The sequence below is a fragment of the Pseudomonas sp. B21-048 genome, assembly GCF_024748615.1.
GTDB lineage: Bacteria > Pseudomonadota > Gammaproteobacteria > Pseudomonadales > Pseudomonadaceae > Aquipseudomonas.
On record NZ_CP087168.1, the window covers coordinates 261,078 to 287,247 of the forward strand.

The 26,170-nt window shown below is 58.8% G+C and carries 25 protein-coding genes and 2 pseudogenes; 15 read left to right on the forward strand and 12 right to left on the reverse strand.

Annotation, left to right across the window (positions count from 1 at the left end):
* Positions 1-19: 19 nt before the first annotated feature.
* A complete protein-coding gene (locus LOY56_RS01195) occupies positions 20-1,522 on the reverse strand; it encodes a Fic family protein (protein WP_258618978.1) in 1,503 nt (500 codons plus the stop codon).
* Positions 1,523-1,823: 301 nt separating this feature from the next.
* Between LOY56_RS01195 and LOY56_RS01200 the strand changes: the two genes are divergently transcribed.
* Positions 1,824-3,050, forward strand: a complete 1,227-nt coding sequence (locus LOY56_RS01200; RefSeq protein ID WP_258618980.1) for a 3-hydroxyacyl-CoA dehydrogenase — start codon at positions 1,824-1,826, stop codon at positions 3,048-3,050.
* 138 nt (positions 3,051-3,188) lie between these two features.
* The gene (locus tag LOY56_RS01205; RefSeq protein WP_408980365.1) at positions 3,189-3,608 is read left to right on the forward strand and encodes an acyl-CoA thioesterase; all 420 of its coding nucleotides are present in this window, start codon (positions 3,189-3,191) and stop codon (positions 3,606-3,608) included.
* A 69-nt stretch (positions 3,609-3,677) separates the two neighbouring features.
* Here the strand turns inward: LOY56_RS01205 and LOY56_RS01210 are convergent, their stop codons facing one another.
* The 4 genes from LOY56_RS01210 to LOY56_RS01225 form a co-directional block, all read right to left on the reverse strand.
* Entirely contained in the window at positions 3,678-4,160 is a 483-nt protein-coding gene (locus LOY56_RS01210) for a glycine zipper domain-containing protein (RefSeq protein WP_258618982.1), read from the reverse strand.
* 256 nt (positions 4,161-4,416) lie between these two features.
* Entirely contained in the window at positions 4,417-6,765 is a 2,349-nt protein-coding gene (locus LOY56_RS01215; RefSeq protein WP_258618988.1) for an FdhF/YdeP family oxidoreductase, read from the reverse strand.
* A complete protein-coding gene (gene fdhD / locus LOY56_RS01220) occupies positions 6,762-7,601 on the reverse strand; it encodes a formate dehydrogenase accessory sulfurtransferase FdhD (RefSeq protein ID WP_258618991.1) in 840 nt (279 codons plus the stop codon). The genes LOY56_RS01215 and fdhD overlap by 4 nt, the downstream gene beginning before the upstream one ends.
* Positions 7,602-7,695: 94 nt before the next feature.
* The gene (locus LOY56_RS01225; protein WP_258618992.1) at positions 7,696-8,583 is read right to left on the reverse strand and encodes a LysR family transcriptional regulator; all 888 of its coding nucleotides are present in this window, start codon (positions 8,581-8,583) and stop codon (positions 7,696-7,698) included.
* Between the two features lie 137 nt (positions 8,584-8,720).
* Between LOY56_RS01225 and lysM the strand changes: the two genes are divergently transcribed.
* On the forward strand, positions 8,721-9,161 hold the full coding sequence (lysM, locus tag LOY56_RS01230) for a peptidoglycan-binding protein LysM (RefSeq protein ID WP_258618996.1): 441 nt from the start codon (positions 8,721-8,723) through the stop codon (positions 9,159-9,161).
* Between the two features lie 118 nt (positions 9,162-9,279).
* Here lysM and yrfG read toward each other — a convergent pair whose 3' ends face one another.
* Entirely contained in the window at positions 9,280-9,942 is a 663-nt protein-coding gene (gene yrfG, locus LOY56_RS01235) for a GMP/IMP nucleotidase (RefSeq protein WP_258618997.1), read from the reverse strand.
* A gap of 90 nt (positions 9,943-10,032) precedes the next feature.
* On the opposite strand from yrfG, the gene nudE reads away from it, so the two are divergent.
* Positions 10,033-10,599 carry an ADP compounds hydrolase NudE gene (gene nudE / locus LOY56_RS01240; protein WP_223486444.1) on the forward strand — a complete coding sequence of 189 codons (567 nt, stop codon included), beginning with the start codon at positions 10,033-10,035 and terminating at the stop codon, positions 10,597-10,599.
* Positions 10,596-11,429, forward strand: coding sequence for a 3'(2'),5'-bisphosphate nucleotidase CysQ (gene cysQ / locus LOY56_RS01245; protein ID WP_258618998.1), 834 nt, complete (start codon positions 10,596-10,598; stop codon positions 11,427-11,429). The genes nudE and cysQ overlap by 4 nt, the downstream gene beginning before the upstream one ends.
* 104 nt (positions 11,430-11,533) lie before the next feature.
* Here the strand turns inward: cysQ and LOY56_RS01250 are convergent, their stop codons facing one another.
* The 5 genes from LOY56_RS01250 to LOY56_RS01270 all read right to left on the reverse strand — a co-directional run bounded on the left by LOY56_RS01250 (position 11,534) and on the right by LOY56_RS01270 (position 16,546).
* Complete coding sequence (locus tag LOY56_RS01250) at positions 11,534-11,989, reverse strand: thioesterase domain-containing protein (protein WP_258618999.1); 456 nt, start codon at positions 11,987-11,989, stop codon at positions 11,534-11,536.
* Positions 11,990-12,029: 40 nt separating this feature from the next.
* The gene (locus tag LOY56_RS01255; protein WP_258619000.1) at positions 12,030-13,424 is read right to left on the reverse strand and encodes a sigma-54 dependent transcriptional regulator; all 1,395 of its coding nucleotides are present in this window, start codon (positions 13,422-13,424) and stop codon (positions 12,030-12,032) included.
* Entirely contained in the window at positions 13,421-15,229 is a 1,809-nt protein-coding gene (locus LOY56_RS01260; RefSeq protein ID WP_258619001.1) for an ATP-binding protein, read from the reverse strand. The genes LOY56_RS01255 and LOY56_RS01260 overlap by 4 nt, the downstream gene beginning before the upstream one ends.
* Positions 15,230-15,335: 106 nt before the next feature.
* On the reverse strand, positions 15,336-15,881 hold the full coding sequence (gene rfbC / locus LOY56_RS01265; RefSeq protein WP_258619003.1) for a dTDP-4-dehydrorhamnose 3,5-epimerase: 546 nt from the start codon (positions 15,879-15,881) through the stop codon (positions 15,336-15,338).
* Between the two features lie 140 nt (positions 15,882-16,021).
* On the reverse strand, positions 16,022-16,546 hold the full coding sequence (locus LOY56_RS01270; protein ID WP_258619004.1) for a DUF3916 domain-containing protein: 525 nt from the start codon (positions 16,544-16,546) through the stop codon (positions 16,022-16,024).
* A gap of 223 nt (positions 16,547-16,769) precedes the next feature.
* On the opposite strand from LOY56_RS01270, the gene LOY56_RS01275 reads away from it, so the two are divergent.
* The 10 genes and pseudogenes from LOY56_RS01275 to LOY56_RS01320 all read left to right on the forward strand — a co-directional run bounded on the left by LOY56_RS01275 (position 16,770) and on the right by LOY56_RS01320 (position 25,210).
* On the forward strand, positions 16,770-19,682 hold the full coding sequence (locus LOY56_RS01275; RefSeq protein ID WP_258619005.1) for an aminotransferase: 2,913 nt from the start codon (positions 16,770-16,772) through the stop codon (positions 19,680-19,682).
* A gap of 218 nt (positions 19,683-19,900) precedes the next feature.
* A complete protein-coding gene (gene aguB / locus LOY56_RS01280; protein WP_258619007.1) occupies positions 19,901-20,779 on the forward strand; it encodes an N-carbamoylputrescine amidase in 879 nt (292 codons plus the stop codon).
* A gap of 3 nt (positions 20,780-20,782) precedes the next feature.
* Positions 20,783-21,889: an agmatine deiminase gene (gene aguA / locus LOY56_RS01285; protein WP_258619013.1), complete on the forward strand. Its 1,107-nt coding sequence runs from the start codon at positions 20,783-20,785 to the stop codon at positions 21,887-21,889.
* 245 nt (positions 21,890-22,134) lie between these two features.
* The gene (locus LOY56_RS01290; protein ID WP_258619015.1) at positions 22,135-22,347 is read left to right on the forward strand and encodes a hypothetical protein; all 213 of its coding nucleotides are present in this window, start codon (positions 22,135-22,137) and stop codon (positions 22,345-22,347) included.
* Between the two features lie 86 nt (positions 22,348-22,433).
* A pseudogene (locus tag LOY56_RS01295) lies at positions 22,434-22,673 on the forward strand (DsbA family protein); the annotation flags it as partial.
* A pseudogene (locus LOY56_RS01300) lies at positions 22,655-22,786 on the forward strand (nuclear transport factor 2 family protein); the annotation flags it as partial. The pseudogenes LOY56_RS01295 and LOY56_RS01300, both read left to right, overlap by 19 nt.
* Before the next feature lie 205 nt (positions 22,787-22,991).
* The gene (locus LOY56_RS01305) at positions 22,992-23,738 is read left to right on the forward strand and encodes a 2OG-Fe dioxygenase family protein (RefSeq protein ID WP_258619025.1); all 747 of its coding nucleotides are present in this window, start codon (positions 22,992-22,994) and stop codon (positions 23,736-23,738) included.
* Between the two features lie 46 nt (positions 23,739-23,784).
* On the forward strand, positions 23,785-24,198 hold the full coding sequence (locus LOY56_RS01310; protein ID WP_258622553.1) for a GNAT family N-acetyltransferase: 414 nt from the start codon (positions 23,785-23,787) through the stop codon (positions 24,196-24,198).
* Positions 24,195-24,911: an AzlC family ABC transporter permease gene (locus LOY56_RS01315; RefSeq protein ID WP_258619027.1), complete on the forward strand. Its 717-nt coding sequence runs from the start codon at positions 24,195-24,197 to the stop codon at positions 24,909-24,911. Before LOY56_RS01310 ends, LOY56_RS01315 begins: the two co-directional genes overlap by 4 nt.
* The gene (locus LOY56_RS01320) at positions 24,890-25,210 is read left to right on the forward strand and encodes an AzlD domain-containing protein (protein ID WP_258619028.1); all 321 of its coding nucleotides are present in this window, start codon (positions 24,890-24,892) and stop codon (positions 25,208-25,210) included. Before LOY56_RS01315 ends, LOY56_RS01320 begins: the two co-directional genes overlap by 22 nt.
* Here the strand turns inward: LOY56_RS01320 and LOY56_RS01325 are convergent.
* The gene (locus LOY56_RS01325; RefSeq protein ID WP_258619030.1) at positions 25,124-26,050 is read right to left on the reverse strand and encodes a LysR family transcriptional regulator; all 927 of its coding nucleotides are present in this window, start codon (positions 26,048-26,050) and stop codon (positions 25,124-25,126) included. The genes LOY56_RS01320 and LOY56_RS01325 overlap by 87 nt on opposite strands.
* Positions 26,051-26,170 lie beyond the last annotated feature (120 nt).

The following is a 26,170-nucleotide window of genomic DNA, read 5'->3' on the forward strand; positions in this document are numbered from 1 at the left end:
GGCCTCCCACAGAGGCCGTTCAAACGTCTTCAGGAGACTCACCGTAAGCATCGGCCAATAGCGCCTGAGCTTGTTGCTCAAGAAAATCAAAGACCTCTTCCTGAATCGATCCTTGGTATTGTTTGCGACGGCCTTTGGACACGATGCCGTTTTGATCCAGGCACTGCATGACTAGCCTGGACAAAAGATTGCCTCGAACGTCGTAGTTTTCGTTTACAACTTTCACGAGAGTATCGAATCGCTGAAGAAAATCGGTTTCCTCTCTCAGCTCCACCTCGAGGGCTCGTTTGGCCATTTCCATCGTGAACGCTACGCAATCGGTGGCATCCCAATAGCGATAGAGACTGGAGTCGCCGATGAAGTTGAAACTCATTGTTTCCGCATCGATCCAGCGAACATCCCAAAACTCACGGGCTGGCTTGGAGAAAGACTGTAGTGCTTCCAGATAGTGTTGTTCTTCACGCTTCATAGCGATCGAAACAGGTAGCAAGAGGCCGTTTTCGAGAGCACCGCTTCGGCACAGAGCCAGGTGGATCAGAAAGCGCGAAAGACGGCCATTGCCATCCATGAAGGGGTGCAGAAAGACGAAGCCAAAAGAAGCGATGCCTGCGGCGACCAATGGGTCGAGTTGCTCTGGCGCTCTGTTGGCAAAGGTCATCAGCTCTTCCATCAACTCACGGCAGAGCTCGGGGTCTGGCGGCACGTAGGTCACACCAGCAGCACCGCGAAATGAATTACTCAGGTGGTTTTGTTCGTGTCGGAATGCTGCTGCACGATCAAAGGGGTTGGAGATCGCGCTGTTCTGCAGCGCGACGAGATAATCTTCCGTAAGCGGCTGGCGCTCATGTGCCTGGCGGAGCAGTTGCACAAATCGTTGCGCCTTCTGCTCACTGGGGGCTTCCTTCTCGATTGCAAACGAGTATTCGGTTTCGCTCAGATACGCCCAATTGATCGCCCGATCCATCGTTTCTTTTGGCAGGGAGCCGATAAAGGCTTTTGATCGACCAAGAATGTCATAGTCGAGCAGGGTCTGAATCTCAGCTGTGCGTTCGACTGTTGCGCAATATCGAAGCGTGCCAAGTCCATTGAAGTCGACTCGCCAGCGCGAATTTCGGACTGATGGCCCGGTGATGTAATTGTCCGGATCAAATAGAAAAGTAGCGGTGCCGCGTGGGTTGTCGGGATAGTCCAGGTGCTGGTCGGTGAAAAATTCCCAGAGGAAGCAAATTTTGCGCAGATAGGCACTACTGGGAGCTTCTGTGATGGCTTCGACCAATATTTGGCCATCAATGCGGGGGAGTGCCTGAGCCAGAATGGCGAGATTGACGCCCTCATGCTTTAGCGCAAACATGATGTGTGAGAGGTAGTCTTCTTTCGATGGCGCAACACTCAGCGGAACGGACAACGCACCGCCGATTTTCTCTAGGCGGGTGACTGGCTGGATGAGCGCTGGCCGTTTCACCTCGATAGCTTTTAGATCCAGCGCATCAATCAAATGCGCATAGCCCACTCTGTTTCCCATCGCAGTTCCCCTATCCGGGTAAGATTTTTTTTACCATATCAAGATTTTTTTTAAAATCATCAAATCAGATAAGAAAATTTTAACCTGATTAAAGTTGTTGGCTAACACCCATTTTGGTCTGGCTCACTCCTTTGTAATTTTTTCTGAGTTCTGGGTCCCCTAGCGGTTGTGGAAATGGGCTTCCCGCAATAAATGGTATATCCATCCCCTGAATGTCGCTCATCACAGGAATAAATTTCAAAAAAACCCGGCGCCTGACTATGGTGAGGACTGTCTTTGGATCGCTAACAAGAGAACAACCATGAGCCAGACACCGTTCGATATTCAGCGCGCCGCCGTGATCGGCGCGGGCACCATGGGCCGTGGCATTGTCATGTGCCTGGCCAACGCCGGGGTGCCGGTGCAGTGGGTCGACAACAATCCGCAGATGCTCGAGCAAGCGCTGAGCAGCGTGGCTGAGACTTACGCCCACAACGTGCGTCAGGGGCGGATCGATCAGGCCGAGGCGGATGCGCGTATTGCGCGGGTGACAGCGGCTGCCGATTACGCAGCGATCCGCAATGTCGATCTGGTTATTGAAGCGGTTTACGAAAACCTCGAGTTGAAGCAGAAAATTTTCCGCGAACTTGAGGGCCTGATGAAACCTGAAGCGATTCTGGCCAGCAATACCTCAGCACTGGACATCGACGCCATCGCCGCTGCCACTCGCCGTCCGCAGCAGGTGCTGGGCCTGCATTTCTTCAGCCCGGCGCACATCATGAAATTGCTGGAGATTGTGCGCGGCGCCCAGACGGAACCGGCGGTGCTTGATGCGGCCCTGATGCTTGGCCAGCGCATGGGCAAGGTCAGCGTGGTGTCGGGCAACTGCCACGGCTTTATCGGCAACCGCATGCTTCATCCGTACGTACTCGAAGCGCGCAAGATGCTGCTGGAAGGCGCTTTGCCTTATCAGGTGGATGCGGCGCTGCAAGGTTTTGGTTTCGCCATGGGGCCGTTCCGCATGTACGACGTGGTCGGCATCGACCTGGAATGGCGCGCTCGGGAACTGACAGGCAAAGGGCAGGATGCGCCGGAGGTTCAAGTGGACAACCGCTTGTGCGAGCTGGGGCGTTTCGGTCAGAAGAGTGGCGATGGGTATTACCACTACGAATCGGGCAGTCGCCAGGCTGAGCACGATCTGGAAGTCGATGCGCTGGTATTGGAAGTTAGCGAAGGGCTGGGATTCCAGCGTCGCGAGATCGGCCCTGAAGAGGTTCTGGAGCGTTGTTTGCTGGCGCTGGTGAACGAAGGGGCGAAGATTCTTCAGGAAGGTATTGCCACGTCGGCGCATGACATCGATCTGGTGTACCTCAATGGTTATGGCTTCCCGGCGGACAAGGGCGGGCCGATGGCCTGGGCGGATCAGCAAGGGTTGGCGGATATTCATCTGCGGTTGTTGCAGCTTGAGACCAAGCAGGGTGATCACTGGGCGCCGGCGCGGTTGATTGGTGAACTGGCGGCAGAGGGGCGAGGCTTTGCTGACATGTGAATTTATACTGATCGTTCCCACGCTCTGCGCGGGAACGCCTCCATGGACGCTCTGCGTCCGCTCCTGAATGTGACGCAGAACGTCACGGGCCGCATTCCCGCGCAGAGCGTGGGAACGATCATGAAAGGACCTGCTTCGATGCCCCAACGCTTCGACTACCGCCACTTCCAGCCCATCACCACCCGCTGGCATGACAATGACGCCTATGGTCACATCAACAACGTTGCCTATTACAGCTTCTTCGACACGGCGGTGAACACCTACCTGATTGAAGTCGGCGGTCTGGATATCCATGACGGCGAAGTGGTGGGTTTTGTGGTGAGTTCGGCCTGCGATTACTTCGCTTCTATCGCCTTCCCGGACCGGATCGAAATCGGCCTGCGGGTTGGCAAGTTGGGCAACAGCTCGGTGCAATACGAATTGGCTGTGTTCAAGGCAGGTGAAGATGAAGCCTGCGCGGCGGGGCGCTTCGTGCATGTCTTCGTGGATCGGGCGTCGAATCAACCGGTGGCGATTCCTGCCAGGTTGCGCGGGGCATTGGAGCGGTTAGCGGTTTGAGGGGCAAAAAAAATCGCAGCCCGAGGGCTGCGATTTTTTGATCTACCGGTTAACGAGGCGATTCAAGCCTCAGTCGCGGTAGCGATGGTGATGCTTGCGATGGCCGTAGGCATGGCCGCGACCTGGATGGCCGTCACGGTAGTAGCGACGATCATCACGGTCACGATAGGAGCGACGATCGTCGTCGTCATCACTCTTGTTGCCCATGTAGTTACCCAGCGCACCACCGGCGCCGCCGCCTGCCGCGGAGCCGATCAGGCTGCCGGTGGTGCCGCCCATGCTGCGACCGACCACGTTACCGCCCGCTGCGCCCAACGCACCGCCGATGGCGGCTTCGCCACGGCTGCGTTTGTCTGCGCCGACTGCGCTACCACCCGCGCCGCCCAGGGCTGCGCCAATGGTTGAACCTGTACTGCCGCCTAACGATTGACCGACGACCGAGCCCAGTACCCCGCCCAATGCGCCGCCCACACCTGCTTCGGTGGTGCCGCCAGCAGAAGCGAAGCCACTGACCAGGCCAAGGGACAACAAGAGAATCGAGGAGAACTTCATAGAGGAACCTCAAGGGGATGACGGCGCGATCCTGAGGCTGTGTCATGGTTGTGACAATAGAAATCCGACGAGTAACACGACTTGAGCACAATTCTATAAGTTACTGTTTTTTGGGCGGAACTTAACTGTTTTTCACCGGTCTTTAGCTACTTCGCAAAGGCCGTTTCTATACAAAAACGGCCTTTTTTATGGGCGATTGGAAAGTGAGTTTCCGCTGGAAATCAGAAGTGAACATCGCCACAGTGGTATGTGTGCGTTAAGCCGACTTGGCCATAATCAACCTAGTCTCACTCGCCGCTTCCAACCGAATTGCCACAAACTTCGACGTCGGCGTATGGCTGTCATCTCCAGTGCTTTCCAGCGGCACTAGCGGGTTCACTTCCGGATAGTACGCGGCAGCTTGCCCGGCAGGAATATCAAACGCCAGCAGCGTAAAGCCTTTCACCCGACGCTCACGGCCATCATCCCAGATTGAAACGATGTCAGCCTTCTGCCCCGGTTTGAAGCCCAGGCGAATGATGTCGGCCTCATTGACGAACAGCACATCCCGTTGACCTTTCACCCCGCGATAGCGGTCATCAAGACCATAAATCGTGGTGTTGTACTGATCGTGGGAGCGCATCGACTGCATGATCAGGTCCGGCAGCACGCCGGTGGCGCGGGTGCGTTCGTGCACCAGGTCTTTGGGCAGCCTGTTCGCTCGGAAGTTGGCCCGACCCGATGGGGTATTCCAGCGACGTCTGCCAGCGCTGTTACCCAGGTGGAAGCCGCCCGGGTTCTGAATCTTTTCGTTGAAGTCCCGGAAGCCCGGAATGGTGTCGGCAACCAGGTCGCGGATGCGGCTGTAATCGGCCACCAGCCAGTTCCAGTCCACCGGTTTGTTCCCCAGGGTCGCCGCGGCGATACCGGCGATGATCGCAGGCTCCGAGCGCATCTGATCCGACAACGGCTGCAACTGGCCGTTGGAAGCGTGGACCATGCTGAACGAGTCTTCCACGGTCACCGCTTGGGCGCCTTCGGTCTGGATGTCGATGTCGGTACGGCCCAGGCACGGCAGGATCAGCGCTTCTGTACCGTGGGCCAAATGGCTGCGGTTGAGCTTGGTGCTGATCTGCACGGTCAGGTCGCAGTTGGCCAGCGCCTGGAAGGTACGCGTGCTGTCTGGGGTGGCTTGGGCGAAGTTGCCGCCAAGGCCGATGAAGACTTTCGAGCGGCCGTCGGCCATGGCGTGAATCGCCTCGACCACGTTGTGGCCGTTTTCGCGCGGCACCTTGAACTGGAAGCGTCGCTCCAAGGCATCGAGGAACGTCGCTGGCGGACGTTCGTTGATGCCCATCGTCCGGTCGCCCTGCACATTACTGTGGCCACGCACCGGGCACAGACCGGCACCCGGCCGACCGATGTTGCCGCGCAGCAGCATGAGGTTGGCGATTTCCTGGATGGTCGGCACCGAATGACGATGCTGGGTGATGCCCATGGCCCAGCACATGATCACGTTCTTGCCTTTGGCGTACATACGCGCCGCTTGCTCTATTTCCACCAGAGTCAGGCCGGACTGCGCGACGATCTGCTCCCATGGGGTGTCGTCGATGACGCCCATGTAGTCCAGCACGTTGACCGCGTGTTCATTGAGGAAGTCGTGATCGAACACCGCCGGGGCGCCAGCCTTCTGCGCATCGCGTTCCCATTGCAGCAGGAATTTCGCCATGCCGCGCAGCACCGCCATGTCGCCGCCCAGCGCTGGGCGGAAGTAGGCAGTGTTGGTTGGCTTGTCGCCGTTGGTGAGCATTTCCAGCGGATGTTGCGGATGCTGGAAGCGTTCCAGGCCGCGTTCTTTCAGCGGGTTGACGCATACCACCTGAGCGCCACGTTTCACTGCTTCGCGCAAGGGTTCGAGCATCCGCGGGTGATTAGTGCCGGGGTTTTGGCCCCAGACGAAAATCGCATCGGCGTGTTCGAAATCATCGAAGGTCACCGTGCCTTTGCCGACGCCGACACTCTGCGCCATGGCCACACCGCTGGCCTCGTGGCACATATTCGAGCAGTCGGGAAAGTTGTTGGTGCCGTAGGCGCGCACGAACAGCTGATAAAGGTACGCCGCTTCGTTGCTGGCGCGGCCCGAGGTGTAGAACTCGGCTTGGTCCGGGCTCGACAGGCCCTGCAAATGTTTGCCAATCAGCGCGAAGGCGTCATCCCAGCTGATGGGTTTGTAGCGGTCGGTCTCGGCGTCGTAGCTCATCGGCTCGGTCAATCGGCCCTGATACTCGAGCCAGTAGTCGCTCTGCTCCAGCAGCGAGCTGACGCTATGTTTGGCGAAAAACGCGCTGTCGACACGGCGTTTGGTCGCTTCCCAGTTCACCGCTTTGGCGCCGTTCTCACAGAACATCACCATGCCCTTTTCCGGAGAATCGCCCCAGGCGCAACCGGGGCAGTCGAAGCCGCCGTTCTGGTTGGTCTTGAGCATTATGCGGAGGTTTTTCAATGCGTTATCGCTGGTCAACCAGGCCTGGGCGACGCTGATCAGCGCGCCCCAGCCACCGGCTGGGCCTTTGTAGGGCTTGTAGCGAGGGACGGGTTTGCGGTCGGCTTGACGATGTTGACTCACGCTTGATTCTCCAACGCTGGGCTGTAAACCCGCGGTGCACTTTTCTGCGGCAGGTGGATGAGATTGAGGTTGTGACGACGGGCCCATTGCACGGCAAGGCCCGTGGGCGACGACAGGCTGACCAGGGTCTGGATGCCGGCGCGTAACACTTTCTGGATCAATTCGAGGCTGCAACGGCTGGTGACAATTGCCAGGCCGCCAGTGGTCGGGATTTTCTGGCGGATCAACCCGCCGATCAGCTTGTCGAGGGCGTTGTGCCGGCCGATGTCTTCGCGGCCCAACAGCAATTCGCCGTTGCCGTTCATGAACACCGCCGCATGCACCGCGCCGCAATGCTGGCCCAGAGGCTGGAACTCGCCGATGCGCTGGCGCAGGCCGTCCAGCCATTCGGCCGGGGGCAGTGGGGCGCCGGGCAATACTTTGAGGTCGGGCAGGGCTTGCTCCACCGCTTCCACGCCACAGAGCCCGCAACCGCTGGTGCCAGCCAGTTGCCGACGCTGCTGCTTGAGGTTCCAGAAGGCACGATTGGCGATGGTCACTTGCGCGTATTGCGCCGACCCTGAACCGCTGAGTTGCAAATCGTAGATGTCTGAAGCGTCTTCGATGATGCCGCTGCCGAGGCTGAAACCGACGATGAAGTCTTCAAGATCCGTTGGCGTCACCAACATGACCGCCTGGCTGATGCCGTTGTAGGCGATCGCCAGCGCGACTTCCTCGGCCAGCGCGGTGCTGGCCGATTCGGTGTATTCAAGGTTGCAGTAACTGTAGGTATGGCTTGCGGCGGTCGCGGGCGTTTCAAGAGCAGGCGCCGCGCGGGAAGGGCGCTTGGCGTTCATTAGGCATCACCGAGGGTTTAGTCAGCTTTAAGCCTATGCGCGTCAACGGGTCACGTCTAATCGCTATTGCTGATCTACTGATAGATAAGATCGATCAAGAGTCTGTCGGTGATTGCTGATAGAACGCGAAACAGACTTCTGCAAGCGCCGAACGCGGAGCACTGCGACGCATGATCAGACCCAGCCGGGCGAGGGTCTGGGCGCTTTCGATGGGTTGCAGACGCAAGTGATCGGTGAGGTTTTCCAGGCCACTGCTCAGCGGCATCACTGCGCAACACAGGCCACCGTGTACGGCTTGTAACAATTGGTGGACCGCATCGGTTTGCAGCAATGGCTGTGGGCTCAGGCCACGGCTGTGGAAGTTATGGTCGATGGACTGGCGAAAATGCATGCCGCTGGTGAGCATGCCCAGCGGCAGTTCAATCAACGATTCCCAGCTTAACGGCGCCTCGCCGAAGCTGAAGAAACGCCGATCGTAAAGCAGGCCCATGCTGGTTTCGCTGAAGGCCAGGGAATCGAAACGCTCACCGTCCAGACGCTCCAGGTACGACACGCCGATGTCGAGACGGTTATTCGCCAATTGTTCAAGGATCTGTTCGGAACTCAGCGCCGAAAGTTCGAAGCGCAGGTTGGGGTGTTCGGCGTGCAGGCGTTGCATCAATGGCACCGGATCGAAACTCGACAGCGGCACCACGCCCAGACGCAACGTACCCACGAGATTGCCGCGACAGGCTGCCGCTTCGGCCTGTAAACCATCACAAGCCGCCAGTACCGTACGCGCCCATGCCAACACGCGTTCGCCCGGCGCGGTGAAACCTTCGAAGCGTTGACCGCGATTGACCAGCGGCAGGTCGAGCTCTTCTTCGAGGCTGCGCAGGCGCATGGACAAGGTCGGCTGGGTGATGTGACAACGCGCGGCGGCCTGGCCGAAGTGCCGGGTTTCGTCGAGAGCGATGAGGAATTTGAGCTGCTTGATGTCCATCTTCACTCCAGGGCGCGGGCAAGGTTTGCGATTCTAGCGCCTGCAGGGGGTTGGGTCATTGGTCGGCTGGGAACCGGGCTTCGCAAGGCTGGTCTAGTCTTTGGCGTCTGGAACCTAAACCCCAAGGAGAGTGCACCATGAGTATTTTTAGCTTTGTGAAAGAAGCAGGCGAAAAACTTATCGATCTGTTGACACCTGGCAATGCGAATGCCAGCGAGCAACTGAAGGAACACATCAGCAAGGTCGGCCTGGGTAATCCGAATGTTCAGGCGACAATTGAGGGCGACAAAGTCACCATCACCGGTGACGTGGCGAGTCAGGAAGAGAAGGAAAAAATTCTGTTGGCCGTGGGCAATATTGCCGGTGTCGGCAGTGTTGATGACCAGATCACCGTAACAGGTCCGGTTGCTCAGGCGGCGCGCTTTGTCACCGTTAAAAAGGGCGACACCCTCAGCGCAATTTCCAAGGCCGAATACGGCGACGCGAACAAGTACAACAAAATATTCGAGGCCAACAAACCAATGCTTTCGCACCCGGACAAGATCTATCCGGGGCAGGTGTTGCGGATTCCTGAATAAGGCTTGAGATCGCTATCGCTGGCAAGCCCGCTCCCACAGGAATTGTGTCGTTCACGAAGGATGCGAACGACACAGATCCTGTGGGAGCGTGGCTTGCCCGCGATGCATGCGACTCGATTTAGAGCCCGGCAATCAACTCCCGATAATCCCCCACCGCCGCAAATTCGGCCGTGTCCTTCGGCCCTTTGCGACTGTCTGGTTCGCTCACGGCCAGCAGATGCGCCACACCAAAATTGCGAGCACTGCGCAGAATCGGCAACGTATCGTCGATAAACAGACTGCGCGCCGGGTCGAAACCGATATCGGCTTGCAAGGCATCCCAGAACTGCGGGTTTTCCTTGGGGAAACCGTAATCGTGGGAGCTGATCAATCGCTCGAAATACGGCGCCAGTTCAATTCGTTCCAGCTTCAATGACAGCGAGTCGCGGTGGGCGTTGGTGATCAGTACCACGCGTTTGCCGGCCCGTTTGATTGCCGCCAGAAACGTGTCCGCATCCGGACGCAGGGCGATCAGGTGCGCGGTTTCCACTTTCAGTTCGCGTACCGACAGCTTCAGCTCGGCGCTCCAGAAGTCCAGGCAATACCACTGCAATTGACCGGCGTTGCGTTCGAACAGTGGCTGCAACTCCAGCTCCGCCATGGCCCGGCTCACCCCATGCAGCTCGGCATAACGCTGGGGCAGGTGCTCCATCCAGAAATGGTTGTCGTAGTGCAGGTCCAGCAACGTGCCGTCCATATCCAGCAAAACGGTATCGATGTCGCGCCAGGGCAGCAGGGACATAAAAAACTTCTCCAGCGGTAAAAAAGATATCCGAGGTAAACAATCAGAATAGGCCGGGTATAGTAACGCGTTCACGCCAAGGAGCTGTCTATGCGCCAGAAACCCACCGTACTTGCCCGCGAGATCGTCGCCACCAGCCGTTTGTTCTGTGTCGAAGAGCTGAAGTTGCGCTTTTCCAATGGCGTGGAGCGCACGTACGAGCGCCTGGTCGGCAAGGGCGCCGGTTATGGCGCGGTGATGATCGTGGCGATGCTCGACGCGGACCACGCGGTGCTGGTGGAGGAATACTGCGGCGGCACCGATGCCTATGAACTGTCCTTGCCCAAAGGCTTGATCGAGCCGGGCGAAGACGTGCTGGCGGCGGCCGAGCGGGAACTCAAGGAAGAAGCCGGCTATGGCGCGCGGCAGCTCGAACATCTGACCGAGTTGTCGTTGTCACCCGGCTACATGAGCCAGAAGATCCAGGTGGTACTGGCGACCGATTTGTACGAAGAACGCCTGGAGGGGGACGAGCCTGAGCCGATGGGGGTGGACAAGATCAATCTGCGTGAATTGTCGGCCTTGGCGCAGAACCCGCGATTCACCGAGGGCCGTGCCTTGGCGGCGTTGTATCTGGCCCGTGACTTACTGACTCAACGTGGGGTGTTTTTGCCGTGAATTTGAATTTTCCCCATCCGTTGATGGCGCCAGTCGTTGAACTGGCTTTGAAGGCTGGTGAAGCGATCCTGCCATTCTGGCGCGTCAACGTTGCCGTGACGGCAAAGTCCGATGATTCCCCGGTCACCGCCGCCGACATGGCCGCTCATCATCTGATTCTGGCTGGGCTGACGGCGCTGGATCCGAGCATTCCGGTGCTGTCCGAAGAAGACGCCAATATTCCCCAGAGCGTGCGCGCTGGCTGGCAGCGCTGGTGGTTGGTCGATCCATTGGACGGGACCAAGGAGTTTATTTCCGGCAGCGAAGAGTTCACCGTCAACATTGCGTTGATCGAGCAAGGGCGTGTGGTGTTCGGTGTGGTGTCGATGCCGACCAACGGGCGCTTTTATGTAGGGGGCGCGGGGTTAGGTGCCTGGCGTGGCGATAAAGGCGCCGAGCCGTTGCCGATTGAGGTTCGCGACGTTCCGGCGGCGGGTGAAGCGTTCACGGTGGTTGCCAGTCGTCGGCATTCCAGCCCTGAGCAGGAGCGGTTACTCGCGGGGTTGAGCGACAGCCTGGGCGAGTTGCAACTGGCGAATATCGGCAGTTCGTTGAAATTTTGCCTGTTGGCGGAAGGGGCCGCGGATTGTTATCCACGGCTGGCGCCGACTTCGCAGTGGGACACGGCCGCGGCCCAAGGCGTGCTGGAAGGTGCGGGGGGTGAAGTGTTGGATTTGAGCGGTGAGCCGTTCTGTTACCCGGCGCGGGAATCATTGCTGAATGAATTTTTTCTGGCGCTGCCGGCTAAGGCAACATGGCGGGAAAAGTTGTTGGCTTTGGCTCGCAACTAAGATCGTTCCCATGCTCGGCGTGGGAATGCCTCTAGGGACGCTCCGCGTCCAGTGACGCGGAGCGTCACGGGCTGCATTCCCACGCAGAGCGTGGGAACGATCAGTCATCGGTGAAGGACGTACTGCCCGGTAAACCGCACCGCCTCCTCTTCACTCCCGGCATTGACGATCCGCGAATGCAGCGTCAACCGCGCCCGCCCATACCGCTCATACATTGCCAGAAACTTCTTCCACGCCGCCGCACTCGGTGCCTGGCACATCGCCGTCGCATCCATGGTGACCGGCAGCGGGTAGCTGATCTGCCCTTCCTGAATCACGATGTGCCCGTCTTCGATGCCTTCTTCGCGCAAACGCAAATGCAACCAGCCCCAGCCGGCCAGCACCGCGCCGCAATACAGGCTGCCGCCGAACATGGTGCTCTTGTGGTTGACGTTGGCTTCCAGTGGCAGGTGCAGGCGCAGTTGTTGATCGTGCCAGTCGAGCACTTTGAGGCCCATCTTCCGCGTGAGAGGGATGTCGGAATGGAGGATCGATTCCAGGTGTCGACTGTCGCGGTTCATTCGCGGGCCTTTTGTTTGAAGAGGATGATTTTACGGTAGCTCAATCAAGGTCGTCGGTGTGGCTGCTGCCGCCAGCGTCGGCGAAGTTCAGACCATGCTTGCGCAGTTTGTCATGCAAGGTTTTGCGCGGAATGCCGAGCGCTTCGGCGAGGCTGCGCACGGAGCTGTGAGAGCGCGCCAGTTCGGCGGCAATCAGGCTCTTCTCGAAGTTCTCCACCTGCTCGCTCAAACCGCCGCTGACCACTTCAATCGTGGTGCCGACGCCGCCATCAGGCGCACTGTTGTCCAGCGCCAGTTCAAGACCCAGGGCAAAACGTTCGGCGGCGTTCTGCAGTTCGCGCACATTGCCTGGCCAGGTATGGCGCAACAGCAGTGCCCGGTGCCCCGGCTGCAATTCGTGGGGCGGCAAGCCGTGCCGGGCGCTGGCTTCATCGGCGAAATGCTGGAACAGCATCAGCGCATCTTCGCCTCGCTCACGCAGCGGCGGAATACGCAATGGCGCGACGTTCAGGCGGTAATACAAGTCGGCACGGAAGCGGCCTTGGTCGGCGGACTGACGCAGGTCTTCCTTGGTCGCGGCGATGATGCGGATGTCCAGCGGGATCAGTTGGTTGCCGCCCAAGCGCTCGACGACCCGCTCTTGCAGCAAGCGCAGCAGTTTCACCTGCACGTCCAGGCTCATGCTTTCGATTTCATCAAGGAACAACGTGCCGCCATTGGCGAATTCGAATTTTCCGATGCGACGTTTCTGTGCGCCGGTAAATGCACCGGGTTCGTGACCGAACAGCTCGCTTTCCACCACCGACTCGGCCAGGGCTCCGGCGTTGATTGCCACGAACGGGCCGTTACGCCGACTCGACAGATCGTGCAGCGCGCGGGCCACCACTTCTTTACCCGCACCGGTTTCGCCGAGGATCAGCACGTCGGCCTTGGTCGCCGCCAAGGCACCAATCTGTTCGCGCAGGCGCAGCATCGGCGCCGATTGGCCGACCAGTCGAGCACTCAGTTCGTTGCGATCGCTCAGGGCCAGACGCAGGCTGCGGTTATCCAGCACCAGCCGGCGAAGGTCCAGGGCACGACGCACGCTGTCGAGCAGGGCGTCGCTGGCGAAAGGTTTTTCCAGAAAGTCATAGGCTCCGGCGCGCATGGCTTGTACCGCCAGCGGCACATCGCCGTGGCCGGTGATCAGCAGCACCGGCAACTCCGGGTCCTGGGCATGGAGTTCGGTCAGCAGTTCGATGCCGTCCATGCCCGGCATGCGGATGTCACTGACCACCACGCCCGGCCAGTCGCGTTCCAGTTGCCCGGCCAGGCCTTTGGCTTCAGCCAGCGGCAGGATTTTCAGGCCGGCCAGATCCAGAGTTTGGCTCAGGGCCTGGCGCAGATGGGGATCGTCGTCGATCAACACGACCTGGATGCGGTTGTCGATGGTCATGCACTTCGGTCCTCGGACGGTTGCAGGCTCACACCCGGTGCGCCTGCGCGCAGTTTCAGGGTAATCAGGGCGCCGCCTTCCTTGTGGTTGGAGAACGACAGTTCACCCCCGAAGGCGCGCATCAGGCTGTCGCAGATTGCCAGCCCCAGCCCAAGCCCCTGAGTGCGGGTCTTGGTGGTGTAAAAGGGCTCGCCGGCACGACCCAGCGCTTCCAGGCAGAACCCGGGGCCGTTGTCGCGAATGTACAGATTGACGCCGGCGGCGGTGGACTCGGCACTCAACCAGAGTTTACGCGGCGGGCCTTTTTCCGTCAGGGCATCGAGGGCATTGGCCAGCAAATTGCCAAGTACCTGGCGCAGACGGGTTTCACCGGCCTCGACCCATAGGGTGGCGGCCGGCAGGTCACGGATCAGTTCGACTTCCATGCTGCGTCGACGCTTGGCCAGTAATGCCAGGGCATCGTCCAGCGCCGGTTGCAGGGCCACGCTTTCCGGGGCGTGGCGATCACGCCGGGCGAAGGCGCGCAGGTGGGCGATGATCGAGGCCATGCGCCCGGTCAATTCGCTGATCAGCTTGAGGTTGCCGCGAGCATCCTCGGTGCGCTGATGATCGAGCAGCACTTCGGCGTTTTCCGCGTAGCTGCGTATCGCCGCCAGGGGTTGATTGAGTTCATGGCTGATGCTTGCCGACATCGTCCCCAACGCCGAGAGCTTGCCGGCCTGCACCAGGTCATCCTGCGCGCGCACCAGTTCCTGCTGAGCGTGTTCGCGCTCCAGCACTTCCTGCTTCAGTCGACGGTTGAGGCCTTCGAGGTCGCTGGTCCGTTCAGCGACCCGGCCTTCCAGTTCCTGGCGAGCCTTGCCTTCGAAGGCGATCCGATCCAGATAATGGCGTCGACGCTGCATCATCAGGCCGAGCAGCAGCATCAATACCAGCAGCGTTGCGCCGCCGATGGCCACAACCGTGCGTACCGGGCGGTCGATCAGGGTACGCGGCGCAAGGATACTGACGCTCCAGCCGGTTTCTTCGATCTGCCGGGTTTGGGTCAGCCAGGCATTGGCGTCGAGATTCAACGGCTTGGGATCGCGGGTCGGGTAGGGTTGAATGGCGGTGATGGCCTCGCGCTCTGCGTCGCTCAATGGGCGCGTCGAGCGGAAACGCCACTCGGGCCTCGACGTGAGGATGACCACGCCATTGTGGTCGGTGACCAGCAGTTGTTCCGGGGTTTTGCCCCAGAGGCTTTCGGTGTGGTCGAGGTCAACCTTGATGACCAGCACACCAATGATTTTTTCGCGATCACGTATTGCCGCCGCAAAGAAGTAACCGCGTTTGGCCGAGGTGGTGCCCAGGCCGAAGAAGCGCCCCAGGCGTCCGGCCATGGCTTCACTGAAATAAGGACGGAAAGCGAAATTGCGGCCGACGAAGCTGTCGTGTTTGTCCCAATTGGAAGCTGCCAGTGTCTTGCCGGTGGTGTCCATCAGGTACATGACTTCGGCGCCGGTCTGGGCGCTGATGTTTTTCAGCAGGCGATTGGCATTGCCTTGAACCACACCTTCGTCGGGTGCGGCCAGTGTCGCGCGCAGGGCAGGCAGCTCGCCAAGAATCTGTGGCAACACTTCATACCGATGCAGGGTGCCCAGCAGGTTGGCGACGTAGAGGTCGAGGGTCTGACGGTTCTGCCCGGTCAGTTCGCTGCGGTAGTAACGCTCGGCCAGATGCTCCAGTGGCCACAGCAAGGGCGCCAGGCACAGCGCGAGCAACGCCAGGCTGCGCCAGCGGGGTCTGCGGGGGAGGGTCGGTGTCATGAGCATCAGGCGCCTGTGGGTACAGACGCATTATGCCTAGGCTTGCGGGCGCAGTCTGCGCACCTGGGATCAAGTGCGCGCTGGCGGTGAAGACTCACACAGGAATTCAGGAAAAGACTTCGGCGTCCTTGAGGAACGCAGCGGACTGATCCTTGGCCGACAGTTTTGGTGCTTCGTCCAGCTGCCAGTCAATGCCCAGGTCCGGATCGTCCCAGCGAATGCTGCGCTCGGCCGACGGGGTGTAGTAGTCGGTGGTTTTATAGAGGAACTCGGCGAAATCGCTCAGCACCACGAAACCATGGGCAAAACCTTCCGGTACCCAGAGTTGGCGATGGTTGTCGGCGGACAGGCGCACCGCCACCCATTTGCCGAAATGCGGCGAGCTGCGTCGAATATCCACCGCCACGTCCAGCACTTCACCGACGGTGACGCGGACCAGTTTGCCCTGGGTGTTTTCCAGTTGGTAATGCAGGCCGCGCAGAACGCCTTTTTGCGAGCGGGAATGGTTGTCCTGAACGAACTGGGTGTTCAGGCCAGTCGCTTCTTCGAAAGCCTTGGCGTTGAAGCTCTCATAGAAGAAACCGCGCTCGTCACCAAATACCTTGGGTTCGATGATCACAACACCGGGCAGGTCGGTGGTGACTACATTCATGGTGTTTCTCCAGCAATAGGCGTGATGGCCGACATTCTTACGCAAAGTGGCGGTGGGTGCGAGTGGTGCGGTGGTTCGGGCGATCAAAATCTTGAAGTTGCTGTGTCTCCATCAGTAAAAAACGGGTGATCTCTCACCTGTTAATCGACCTCACCGAAATACCACTGCTCGGCCTCATAGGGTTGCCCGTCACAATCTTCAGAGGTATAGCGCAATCCTCTTTCCTTCATCCCGTCCGGAAGGACAAGACCCCATTCTGTGGCGAGGCTTTTGTCAGTTCGGCAGTGCTCACTGTCGATTGGCGGAATATGACCTCGGTGGTAATCCAGATTGGTGTAAATGCAGATTTCGCTGGTGAACATGTCCGGTAGGCAAATGACCGTGACTATTCGACAGTCGATGGCATTTTCAGGCCTGGCCTGGCGTATGTGGTGCGCTGCATTGATCATTTGTTGGGCGCATTCTTTGCGTATGACAGTGGTCGCTTGTTTACCCTCTACCAGCGTTGTGAGAACCGGAATTTTCCAGTGGCAATATTTCTGCTCGAGAGTCAGGTCATCCGGGAAATAGCCTTCGAAGCGAGAGGCCCAGGCTGCAAGCGCTTTCAATCGACGTGGGATATTGCGGACTTTTTTGTTTGAGAGTGCAAGGCGGCGCATCGTCATGGTGGCGATTTTATCCTGGACGGTTTGATGGGGCCCTTCAGGCTATAGGTTGGAATCAGGAACGGGGGAAAGGCAATCCGAGATTGCTGTAGGAAAGTTCATCTAAGTAGTCGCTGACTGGAAGCCGTCCCCAATGCCGCCCCCCCGACCGGTATAAGAGGGTTGCGTATCGCCCGAAGCAGTGGCGATATAAGCACCTAATAAAATTTCAGGGGATCGTTGTATGCCGCTCGCCACGTTGATTCACCGCGCCAGTCTGCCCAGCCCGCAAGTGTCTGCGGCGCAAGCGCTTGAGCTGCTGGAAGCGCATTACGGGCTGAGCGGGCGGTTGCAGGCTCTTGGGAGCCAGCAGGATCTCAATTTCCGGGTCGACAGCGAGCAGGGGCGTTTTGTCCTGAAAATCTGCCGTGGCGATTACTCGGCGCTGGAGCTGCAAGCTCAGCACGCAGGGCTCAAGCATTTGGCTGAACACTCCGGCGTGCAGGTGCCACGAGTTATTCCTGCCAAAAACGGCGCAGACCTCCTCTCCCTTGAGATTGGGAGCCAGGCGGTGCACGTGCGCCTGCTCGATTACATCGACGGCCAATCCCTGACGCACCTCGATCATCTGAGCCTTTCAGTGGTTGCCGGTTTCGGTCGGCTTTGCGGCGAAATGGACCTGGCGCTGGCCGGTTTCGATCATCCGGGCCTTGAGCGCACCCTTCAATGGGACGCCCGTCACGCCAACGCGTTGATCGCGCATTTGCTGCCGGTGATCAAGGATGAGCGGCAACGAGCGTTGATTGCTGAAGCGGCCGAACAGGCCGAGCGCCATTTGCAGCCCTTGGTGGATAAGCTGCCGGTACAGGCGATTCACATGGACATCACTGACGACAACGTGGTCTGGCAGCGGGATTCCCAGCGCCAATGGCAGTTGCAGGGCGTGATCGATTTTGGCGATCTGGTCCGAACCTGGCGGATCACCGATCTGTCGGTGACCTGTGCCGCGCTACTGCACCATGCCGATGGCGATCCGTTCTACATTTTGCCGGCGGTTCAGGCTTATCACGCGGTCAATCCGTTGCAGCATGAAGAGTTGCTGGCGCTCTGGCCGCTGATCGTTGCCCGCTCGGCGGTGCTGGTGCTGAGTGGCGAACAGCAGGTCAGCATCGATCCGGGCAATGAGTACAGTCGTGACAACCTGACCCATGAGTGGGAGATTTTCCGCGTTGCCACATCGGTGCCGTTGGCGTTGATGGAGGCGGCGATTCTTGCCGCAGTCGGTCAAAGTCTGCCGAGCATCGACAGTGAAGGCTTCGCGCCATTGTTGCCGAGTCTGGTGGGGCGCGAATTTGCGTTGATCGATCTGGGCGTACTCAGCCCACATTTCGAGACGGGTAACTGGGAGCAGGAGGGAATCGATCTGCGTCTGTTGACGGAGGCCGCCGCTGCTCACGGTCTGGCGGCCAGTCGATATGGCCAATATCGTCTGTCTCAAACCCGACCGGACAGCGCCAGCGAAGCGGACACTTTCCCGTTACACGTTGCGTTGCGAGTGCCCGACGGCACGGCGGTCGAAGCGCCGTTTGCCGGTGTTATCCATATCGCAGGGGAAAATTTGCTGCAACTGGACGCCCCAGAGGTCAGCGTCCGATTATGGGGTGTGGCCTCGTCGGTGCGCGATGGCGCGGCGCTGGTCAAAGGCCAGGTGCTGGGTTCGGTCAGCGGGCCGTTGATCGTGCAGTTGTGTCGAAGCGCTCAGCTCGATGCGCCGTTGTTTTGCACGCCATCGCGCGCGGCAGCCTGGCAGGCGTTGTGTCCTTCGCCTGCCGCGTTGCTGGGCCTGGCCTGTAATGCGGAAGAAGAACTCGACCCGCAGACGTTGCTGGCCCGCCGTGACGCGAGTTTCGCGCGCTCCCAAAAACACTATTACATCGACCCGCCGCGCATCGAGCGCGGCTGGCGCAATCACCTGATTGACATGCAGGGCCGTTCTTACCTCGACATGCTCAACAACGTCGCGGTCCTGGGTCATGGCCATCCGCGCATGGCTGCCGTCGCCAGCCGGCAGTGGTCGTTGCTCAACACCAACTCGCGTTTTCACTACGCGGCGATTGCCGAGTTTTCCGAACGCTTGCTGAAGCTGGCACCGGACAACATGGACCGTGTATTTCTGGTCAACAGCGGCACCGAGGCCAATGACCTGGCAATCCGCCTGGCCTGGGCCTACAGCGGCGGTCGCGACATGCTCAGCGTGTTGGAGGCGTATCACGGCTGGTCGGTGGCGGCGGATGCGGTCTCGACCTCGATTGCCGATAACCCCAAGGCCTTGAGCAGTCGTCCTGATTGGGTGCACCCGGTGACCGCGCCGAACACCTATCGCGGTGAATTTCGTGGTGTCGACAGCGCACCCGACTACGTGCGTAGCGTCGAACACAACCTGGCGAAAATCGCCGAGCAGAAACGCCAGTTAGCCGGTTTCATCTGCGAGCCGGTGTACGGCAATGCCGGCGGTATCTCGCTGCCGCCGGGTTACTTGAAGCAGGTCTATGCGCTGGTCCGCGCTCAGGGCGGGGTGTGCATCGCCGACGAGGTGCAGGTCGGTTACGGCCGGATGGGCAAATTCTTCTGGGGCTTCGAAGAGCAGGGCGTGGTGCCAGACATCATCACCATGGCCAAAGGCATGGGTAACGGCCAGCCGTTGGGCGCAGTCATTACCCGTCGGGAAATCGCCGAAGCGCTGGAGGCCGAGGGTTACTTCTTCTCGTCGGCCGGCGGCAGCCCTGTCAGTTGCCAGATCGGCATGGCAGTGCTGGATGTGATGGAAGAAGAAAAACTCTGGGAAAACGCCCAGGTCGTGGGCGGGTATTTCAAGGAACGTCTTGAAGCGTTGATCGATCGGCATCCCTTGGTGGGAGCGGTGCATGGTTCCGGCTTCTATCTGGGCGTGGAGTTGATCCGCAATCGAGAAACCCTGGAACCGGCGACCGAGGAAACCACGGCGCTGTGCGATCGTCTTCGAGAGCTGGGGATCTTCATGCAGCCGACGGGTGATTATCTGAACATCCTCAAGATCAAGCCGCCGATGGTTACGTCGCGTCAGAGCGTGGATTTCTTTGTCGACATACTGTCCAAAGTCTTGGATGAGGGTCTATAAGCCGCAGCTCCTACATTTGAATCGTGAAATGTCGATTGTTATCGGTTTTAAGCGAATCATTTTTGACGGATGGAGTATTTTCCGCTTTAAAAGCCGATTTTTATCGGCTATAAAGTCGCCACTGCCCACGGTGTGGATGAACCACGCCCGGTGTTGCCTCTGTCTGTCATCGGTCGATGCCACCCTCGACCCTCAAGCACTTGCCCAGGAGATGATTCATGAGCCGTATCGTTACCGTCGCCGCTACCCAGATGGCGTGTTCCTGGGACCTGGAAGCCAACATCGAGACCGCTGAGAAACTGGTCCGTGAGGCAGCGGCCAAAGGCGCGCAAATCATCCTGATCCAGGAGCTGTTCGAGGCTCCGTACTTCTGCCAGAAGCCGAATCCTGATTACCTGCAGTTGGCCACGACCGTTGAAGACAACGTCGCCATCAAGCACTTTCAGAAAATCGCCAAAGAGCTGCAGGTCGTTCTGCCGATCAGCTTCTACGAACTGGCCGGCCGCGCACGTTTCAACAGCATCGCGATCATCGATGCCGACGGCAGCAACCTCGGGATTTATCGTAAAAGCCACATCCCGGACGGCCCTGGCTACCACGAAAAGTACTACTTCAACCCGGGCGATACCGGTTTCAAAGTCTGGAACACCCGTTATGCGAAAATTGGCGTGGGCATCTGCTGGGATCAATGGTTCCCTGAGTGCGCCCGCAGCATGGCGCTGCAAGGCGCGGAAATCCTGTTCTACCCGACCGCCATCGGCAGCGAGCCACACGACAAGACCATTTCCTCCCGCGACCACTGGCAGCGCGTGCAACAAGGCCATGCCGGCGCCAACCTGATGCCGCTGATTGCCAGTAACCGCATTGGCAATGAAGAACAAGACGGCTACGACATTACCTTTTACGGCTCATCGTTCATTGCCAACCCGTTTGGTGAGAAAGTCCAAGAGCTGAATGAAACAGAAGAAGGCATTCTGGTTCACAGTTTCGACCTCGATGAGCTGGAGCACATCCGCAGCGCATGGGGCTCGTTCCGTGACCGTCGCCCGAACCTGTACGGCGCGATCAAAACCCTCGACGGTTCCCTGGAGTCCTGAACCATGACCACTTTGAACAGCACCCCTCGCACCGACGGCTTTTACATGCCCGCCGAATGGGCTCCACAGACCCAGGCCTGGATGGTCTGGCCCGAGCGCCCGGACAACTGGCGCCTGGGTGGCAAACCGGCACAAGCCGCGCATGTGGCGGTGGCCAAGGCCATCGCGCGTTTCGAACCGGTGACCGTGGCGGTTTCCGCCGGCCAGTACGAAAATGCTCGTGCCCGTCTCGATGTGCCGAATATTCGTTTGGTGGAGATGTCCAGCGATGACGCCTGGGTTCGGGATACTGGCCCGACATTCGTCATCAATAACCGCGGCGAAGTCCGTGGTGTGGATTGGGATTTCAATGCCTGGGGCGGTTTCGACGGTGGTCTGTATTCACCGTGGAACCGTGACTCGCAGGTGGCGGGCAAGATCCTCGAAATCGAGCGCAGCCCGCGCTACCGCACCGAAGGTTTTGTGCTCGAAGGCGGCTCGATCCATGTCGATGGCGAAGGCACCCTGATCACCACCGAAGAGTGCCTGCTCAACCGCAATCGCAATCCGCACATGGACCGCACGCAGATCGAAGCGGTGCTCAGCGCCAATCTGGCTGTGGATAAAATCATCTGGTTGCCAGACGGTTTGTTCAACGACGAAACCGACGGCCATGTGGATAACTTCTGCTGCTACGTGCGTCCGGGCGAAGTACTGCTGGCCTGGACCGACGACCCGCAGGACCCGAACTACCCGCGCTGCCAGGCGGCAATAAACGTGCTGCAAAACAGCACCGATGCCAAGGGGCGCCCGTTCACGGTGCACAAGATGCCGATTCCGGGGCCGCTGTACGCAACTGAAGACGAGTGCGCAGGTGTCGATCCGGTGGATGGCACTCAGGAACGCAATCCGACCGTTCGTCTGGCCGGCTCTTACGTGAACTTCCTGATCGTCAACGGCGGCATCATCGCGCCGAGCTTCGACGACCCCTTGGATGGTCCGGCCAAAGAGATTTTGCAGAGGTTGTTCCCGCAACACGAAGTGGTCATGGTGCCGGGTCGTGAATTGTTACTGGGGGGCGGTAACATCCACTGCCTTACCCAACAACAGCCAGCCCCGCACAAGGAGTGAGTGAGGTCGTAACACCTTGAGTTGATTGAAGAATCGATTGAGCAACGATTCAGCCTCGTTGTTTCACAGAAAGCCCGCAGCCCATCAGGACTGCGGGCTTTTTTGTATCCACTTGCCGACACTTCGAAAACATTGGCACAGCTCTTGTATCTTCGATGGCGCAATGTGGGGAGGGAGAGAACTTCGATGTTCTGTCATAAACCTTGGATAAGTTAGCCGCTCACAAACCAGGAGAGAGCGCTGAGATGAACGCCGAAATGAACGTCGTGAGCGAGCGGGCACTGCATCCTCTGGCAGTTAATAGCGAATCGCTCCAGGTCTTGGCGCAGTGGTTGAAGTCCAATGGAACGCGTCAGATCAGGGAAGCTGATCCGCGCCGGATGATGATCGAGCGCTACCCCGCTGGTTTATTCAGCGAGGCAGAACTGGAAGCACTGTGGGATGTGATGGAAGGATAAGAAGAAAAACAACGGATTGATAAAAGCGCTGCCGGGGAAGGCGGCGCTTTTTATGCCTGTGATCGCGACCAGGTGCATTGGTCCGTGAGGCATATTTCGACGGTTTGCTGCGCGATGAGACGGCGGTGTTCGATTCCACACCGCCGATTGCCGCTGTACTGGCAGCCGAGCAGATCGCGGGACGAGGGCTCGCATTGCTGGGTCGTTTGCAAACAGCTCATTACGTGGAAGGTCGACGCATTGCTGACGAAGCCGTTCTGATGGAACTCGCCGTACAAACAGATCTGGAACCTGAGGCCTTCCGACAATCTACAAAGCCACCGGACGCCCGATGAATGCCCGGGTCGCTCACTTGTGGACGCTGGCCGACGGCAAAGTCACGCATTTCGAACAATTCGTCGACAGTCACACTGTGCAATTAGCTATCGCGGACAAGTGATGGGGGCGCGGAAAACGACCTCGGTACATTGATCACTTTTGTTCGGAAAAATACCCAAAGTTGCTGTTTTTACTCGTAAAAAATCGGATTAAAGCAACTTCATGCCGCGTTTCAAGCAACGCTTGATATGCCTGAAATTCTTTCTCATGGGCCGCAAAACCCGCACCCACTAGATTAGGCCGCTAAATGGAATGGAGACCTGGTAATGATCGTGTTGAACAAAGAAGTTGGCGAATCGCTACGACGCGACAAATATGTCAACGTCCAGGGAGCCGACTTCAATCTCTTCGGTCATTTTTCCGACTTTGTCAGATTGACTAAAAGTTGGGAAAGCATGGAGCCGGACAGCTATTACGGCCAGGCCGATGCGGGCATGCGTTTCCGTCGTTACAGCGATTTCGAATACAACCCGGTCAGCCGTGAACTGAAGCAGCTGGAACACCGCGCCTACGTGCAATCGAAGGCCAACAACAGCTACGTCGGCGGGCTGGAGCGGCACTTCCAGGATTTCTCCAATGAAGTCATCAATTCGCCGGTGATGCGCAGCCTCATCGATGCGGATTTCGAGGTGTACAAAAACGTATTGCCGCCGGAGTTGCACGATGAAATCTGGCAGTGCCAGATCCATCAGATCCGCATCGAAATCAAGCCGGGCAAGCAACTGGAAATCACCCCGGAAGGTATTCATTGCGACGGTTATCCGTTCAGCGGTGTGCATTTCTGGGGCCGCAACAACGTGGAGGGGGCGGAAAGCCGGTTGTATTCGGCTGAAGAGGAACAGTTGGCGGCGACGACTTATCTGGAAATCCTCGACACCACCTACTTCCTCGATCGCGACATGCGTCACTACGTGACAGCGGCACGCAATACCCACGCTCACGAAATGGCCTATCGGCAGATTCTGGCCATTTCCTTCTCGCGGCCCGGGACCGCTTTCGACATTGTTCGCTGAACAGCTAGACCCCATGATGCACATCGCCGAGTGCCCTGCACCGGTGATGCTGCAGCGTGCAACAGCCAAGGAAGCGCAACGTCTGGAGCGCTTCTTTCGGCAATTCGACGAAGTGTCATTCTGTGAATGGCAAGACGCCAAATGTTTGCGCGGTGTGTTGGAGCAGAAAACCACCACCGCGTTTCTCGCGCTCGATGTCTGTGGCGAAGTGGTCGGCGCGGTGTTGGGCGGAATGCTCGGCAGCCGTGGCACCATCAATCACTTGGCGGTGAGCCCGGTGTATCGCAGCCAGGGGGTCGGTCAGCGCTTGGTGGAAGCGGCATCGGCGGACATGAAAAGGGTCGGTGTGCTGCGGATGTTCCTGTTCGTTGACGATGCCAACCTCGCCGGCAAACGTTTTTGGAGTGCCCAGGGCTTTTGTGAGCCGCGCGGCGAAACGACCTTTGAGAGGGACTTATGAATGAGACGTCCAGCAGCCAACCGCTGATGGTCGAACCCCAGCCCTCGCGCACGTTCGCTGAAGCCAGCCCGGTGATTGCGGGCTACTTCACGGTGGCGTTTGTGTTCGGTCTGATGGCCGTCAATGCCGGATTGCCCGTGTGGCTGCCGGTCGCGATGTGCCTGTTCGTCTACGCCGGCGCTTCACAGTTCGCCGCCCTGGCGCTGATTTCCAGCGGTGCGTCGCTGACGACCATCATCCTCACCACGTTTTTGATCAACGCGCGGCACATGCTGATGTCGGTCTACATGGCCAAGGCCTTGCAGGCGATGGGCCTCAGTCGTCTGGAGCGCTGGTGTTATGCCGGCGGGCTGACCGACGAATCGTTCGCCTTCCACAGCGTCAAACTGGGCAAGGGCATACCGGTCAATGTGCGTTACCTGATCGGCTTCAATCTGTATTGCCACACCTCGTGGGTGCTGGGCGGTTTGCTGGGGGCGATCTGCGCACAGTACGCGGCGCACCTGATCAAGTATCAGCTCGACTATGCGCTGACCGCGATGATGCTCTACGTGCTGGTATCGCTGTGCAACACCCGTAACAAACTGATCGCCGCACTGGCCGCGGTTGCCTGCATGGGTGCCCTGAGCCTGATCGGCAGCTCACCCTTCAACGTGTTCATTGCCACATTCGTGGGCTGCGGGGTGGGTGTATGCCTGACCAAACGTTCCTGATCCTCGTCGTCGCGCTGATGATGGCCGTCACATTCCTGCCGCGCGCGTTGCCGCTGCAGGTGAACACCGACCATTGGCCACCCCTGGTCGCCCGGGCGCTGGAATACCTGCCGGTGGCGATCGTCGCTGCAATCAGTCTCACGCCGCTGTTGATCAAGGATCAGCAGGTGCAACTTGATCGCCCGGAATTTTATGCAGCCATTCCGACGTTGTTATGTGCGTATTTCAGCAAAAATCTCTTTCTCAGCGTAGCGGTGGGAACGGCTGCGTACATCGCGCTCGGGTCGTTCATGCAGTGACAGAGCAACCACCTCGTTCAGGGCCTGGCTCGACAACTCGGGGTTATTGACCGCCAGCCGTACTTCAAGGGAGTCCTCGAAACCCGGGAAAATGGTCAAGCCGTTACGCAGGGCCGCCTCACGGGACACCACGCCGAGGCCGTCCATTTGCGTGATCAACGACAGGGTCAGGGTCTCGCTGCAGGAATAGATCATCCGCTTGTCTGACTCGTAATGACCAAGGCCGGCGTCGAGAAAACGCAAGAAACTGTGGGAATACGGACAATCGTCGGCAGGACGAACCTGAAACTTGTTGCTGAGCAGCATCAGCGGATCGTTTTCCTGACCGCAATGAGCACCCACCACCTGCACCTGTACATCGGGCAGGGCAATGCTGGGTAAACCTGGTTGCTGCGGGCCAATCAGCACGGCCAGGTCGAAGTCTTCATTCTTCAACTTGCTGAGGTTTTCCATCGACTCGGCGTAGCTGAATTCCAGTTGATAATCAGGAAACACCTCAATGAGGCGTCCGATCATTCGCCGGTTGAAGTCGGCTGACAGGGTCGTATTAAGCGCAACCTTGAGCGTACGTTGTCCGGGCACCTTGAGCGTGGCGACTTTCTCCTCCAATTGCCGCATGGCGACCAATACCTTGTCCATATAGGGCGTGAGCTCCTTGCCCTGCGTCGTTAGGGTCAGCCCCTTGTTGGAGCGACGAAACAACCGAAAACCAAACTGCTCTTCGACCTTGTTCAACTGCGCGGCCAAGGCCTGCACGGTCAAACAGGAATGCTCCGCCGCCGCCGACAACGAGCCGGTCTGCACGATGCGCATGAGATTACGTAAGGTTCTACTATCCATTTGGGTAATGCCCTCTAAAGTGGGCTGATTATTGTTGTGTACCTGGCCGCCCCGGTGGGCGTCGGTCGCGTGCTGGCTATGATCCTGCACCTGAGCATGCTTGTCCCGAGTTTAGTAGCG

Excerpts from the sequence above, each read along its gene's own strand:
- LOY56_RS01195 (WP_258618978.1), bottom strand. The coding sequence starts at position 1,522 with ATGGGAAACAGAGTGGGCTATGCGCATTTGATTGATGCGCTGGATCTA.
- LOY56_RS01200 (WP_258618980.1), top strand. The coding sequence starts at position 1,824 with ATGAGCCAGACACCGTTCGATATTCAGCGCGCCGCCGTGATCGGCGCG.
- LOY56_RS01205 (WP_408980365.1), top strand. The coding sequence starts at position 3,189 with ATGCCCCAACGCTTCGACTACCGCCACTTCCAGCCCATCACCACCCGC.
- LOY56_RS01210 (WP_258618982.1), bottom strand. The coding sequence starts at position 4,160 with ATGAAGTTCTCCTCGATTCTCTTGTTGTCCCTTGGCCTGGTCAGTGGC.
- fdhD (WP_258618991.1), bottom strand. The coding sequence starts at position 7,601 with ATGAACGCCAAGCGCCCTTCCCGCGCGGCGCCTGCTCTTGAAACGCCC.
- LOY56_RS01225 (WP_258618992.1), bottom strand. The coding sequence starts at position 8,583 with ATGGACATCAAGCAGCTCAAATTCCTCATCGCTCTCGACGAAACCCGG.
- lysM (WP_258618996.1), top strand. The coding sequence starts at position 8,721 with ATGAGTATTTTTAGCTTTGTGAAAGAAGCAGGCGAAAAACTTATCGAT.
- yrfG (WP_258618997.1), bottom strand. The coding sequence starts at position 9,942 with ATGTCCCTGCTGCCCTGGCGCGACATCGATACCGTTTTGCTGGATATG.
- nudE (WP_223486444.1), top strand. The coding sequence starts at position 10,033 with ATGCGCCAGAAACCCACCGTACTTGCCCGCGAGATCGTCGCCACCAGC.
- LOY56_RS01250 (WP_258618999.1), bottom strand. The coding sequence starts at position 11,989 with ATGAACCGCGACAGTCGACACCTGGAATCGATCCTCCATTCCGACATC.
- LOY56_RS01255 (WP_258619000.1), bottom strand. The coding sequence starts at position 13,424 with ATGACCATCGACAACCGCATCCAGGTCGTGTTGATCGACGACGATCCC.
- LOY56_RS01260 (WP_258619001.1), bottom strand. The coding sequence starts at position 15,229 with ATGACACCGACCCTCCCCCGCAGACCCCGCTGGCGCAGCCTGGCGTTG.
- rfbC (WP_258619003.1), bottom strand. The coding sequence starts at position 15,881 with ATGAATGTAGTCACCACCGACCTGCCCGGTGTTGTGATCATCGAACCC.
- LOY56_RS01270 (WP_258619004.1), bottom strand. The coding sequence starts at position 16,546 with ATGACGATGCGCCGCCTTGCACTCTCAAACAAAAAAGTCCGCAATATC.
- LOY56_RS01275 (WP_258619005.1), top strand. The coding sequence starts at position 16,770 with ATGCCGCTCGCCACGTTGATTCACCGCGCCAGTCTGCCCAGCCCGCAA.
- aguB (WP_258619007.1), top strand. The coding sequence starts at position 19,901 with ATGAGCCGTATCGTTACCGTCGCCGCTACCCAGATGGCGTGTTCCTGG.
- aguA (WP_258619013.1), top strand. The coding sequence starts at position 20,783 with ATGACCACTTTGAACAGCACCCCTCGCACCGACGGCTTTTACATGCCC.
- LOY56_RS01290 (WP_258619015.1), top strand. The coding sequence starts at position 22,135 with ATGAACGCCGAAATGAACGTCGTGAGCGAGCGGGCACTGCATCCTCTG.
- LOY56_RS01305 (WP_258619025.1), top strand. The coding sequence starts at position 22,992 with ATGATCGTGTTGAACAAAGAAGTTGGCGAATCGCTACGACGCGACAAA.
- LOY56_RS01310 (WP_258622553.1), top strand. The coding sequence starts at position 23,785 with ATGCTGCAGCGTGCAACAGCCAAGGAAGCGCAACGTCTGGAGCGCTTC.
- LOY56_RS01315 (WP_258619027.1), top strand. The coding sequence starts at position 24,195 with ATGAATGAGACGTCCAGCAGCCAACCGCTGATGGTCGAACCCCAGCCC.
- LOY56_RS01320 (WP_258619028.1), top strand. The coding sequence starts at position 24,890 with ATGCCTGACCAAACGTTCCTGATCCTCGTCGTCGCGCTGATGATGGCC.
- LOY56_RS01325 (WP_258619030.1), bottom strand. The coding sequence starts at position 26,050 with ATGGATAGTAGAACCTTACGTAATCTCATGCGCATCGTGCAGACCGGC.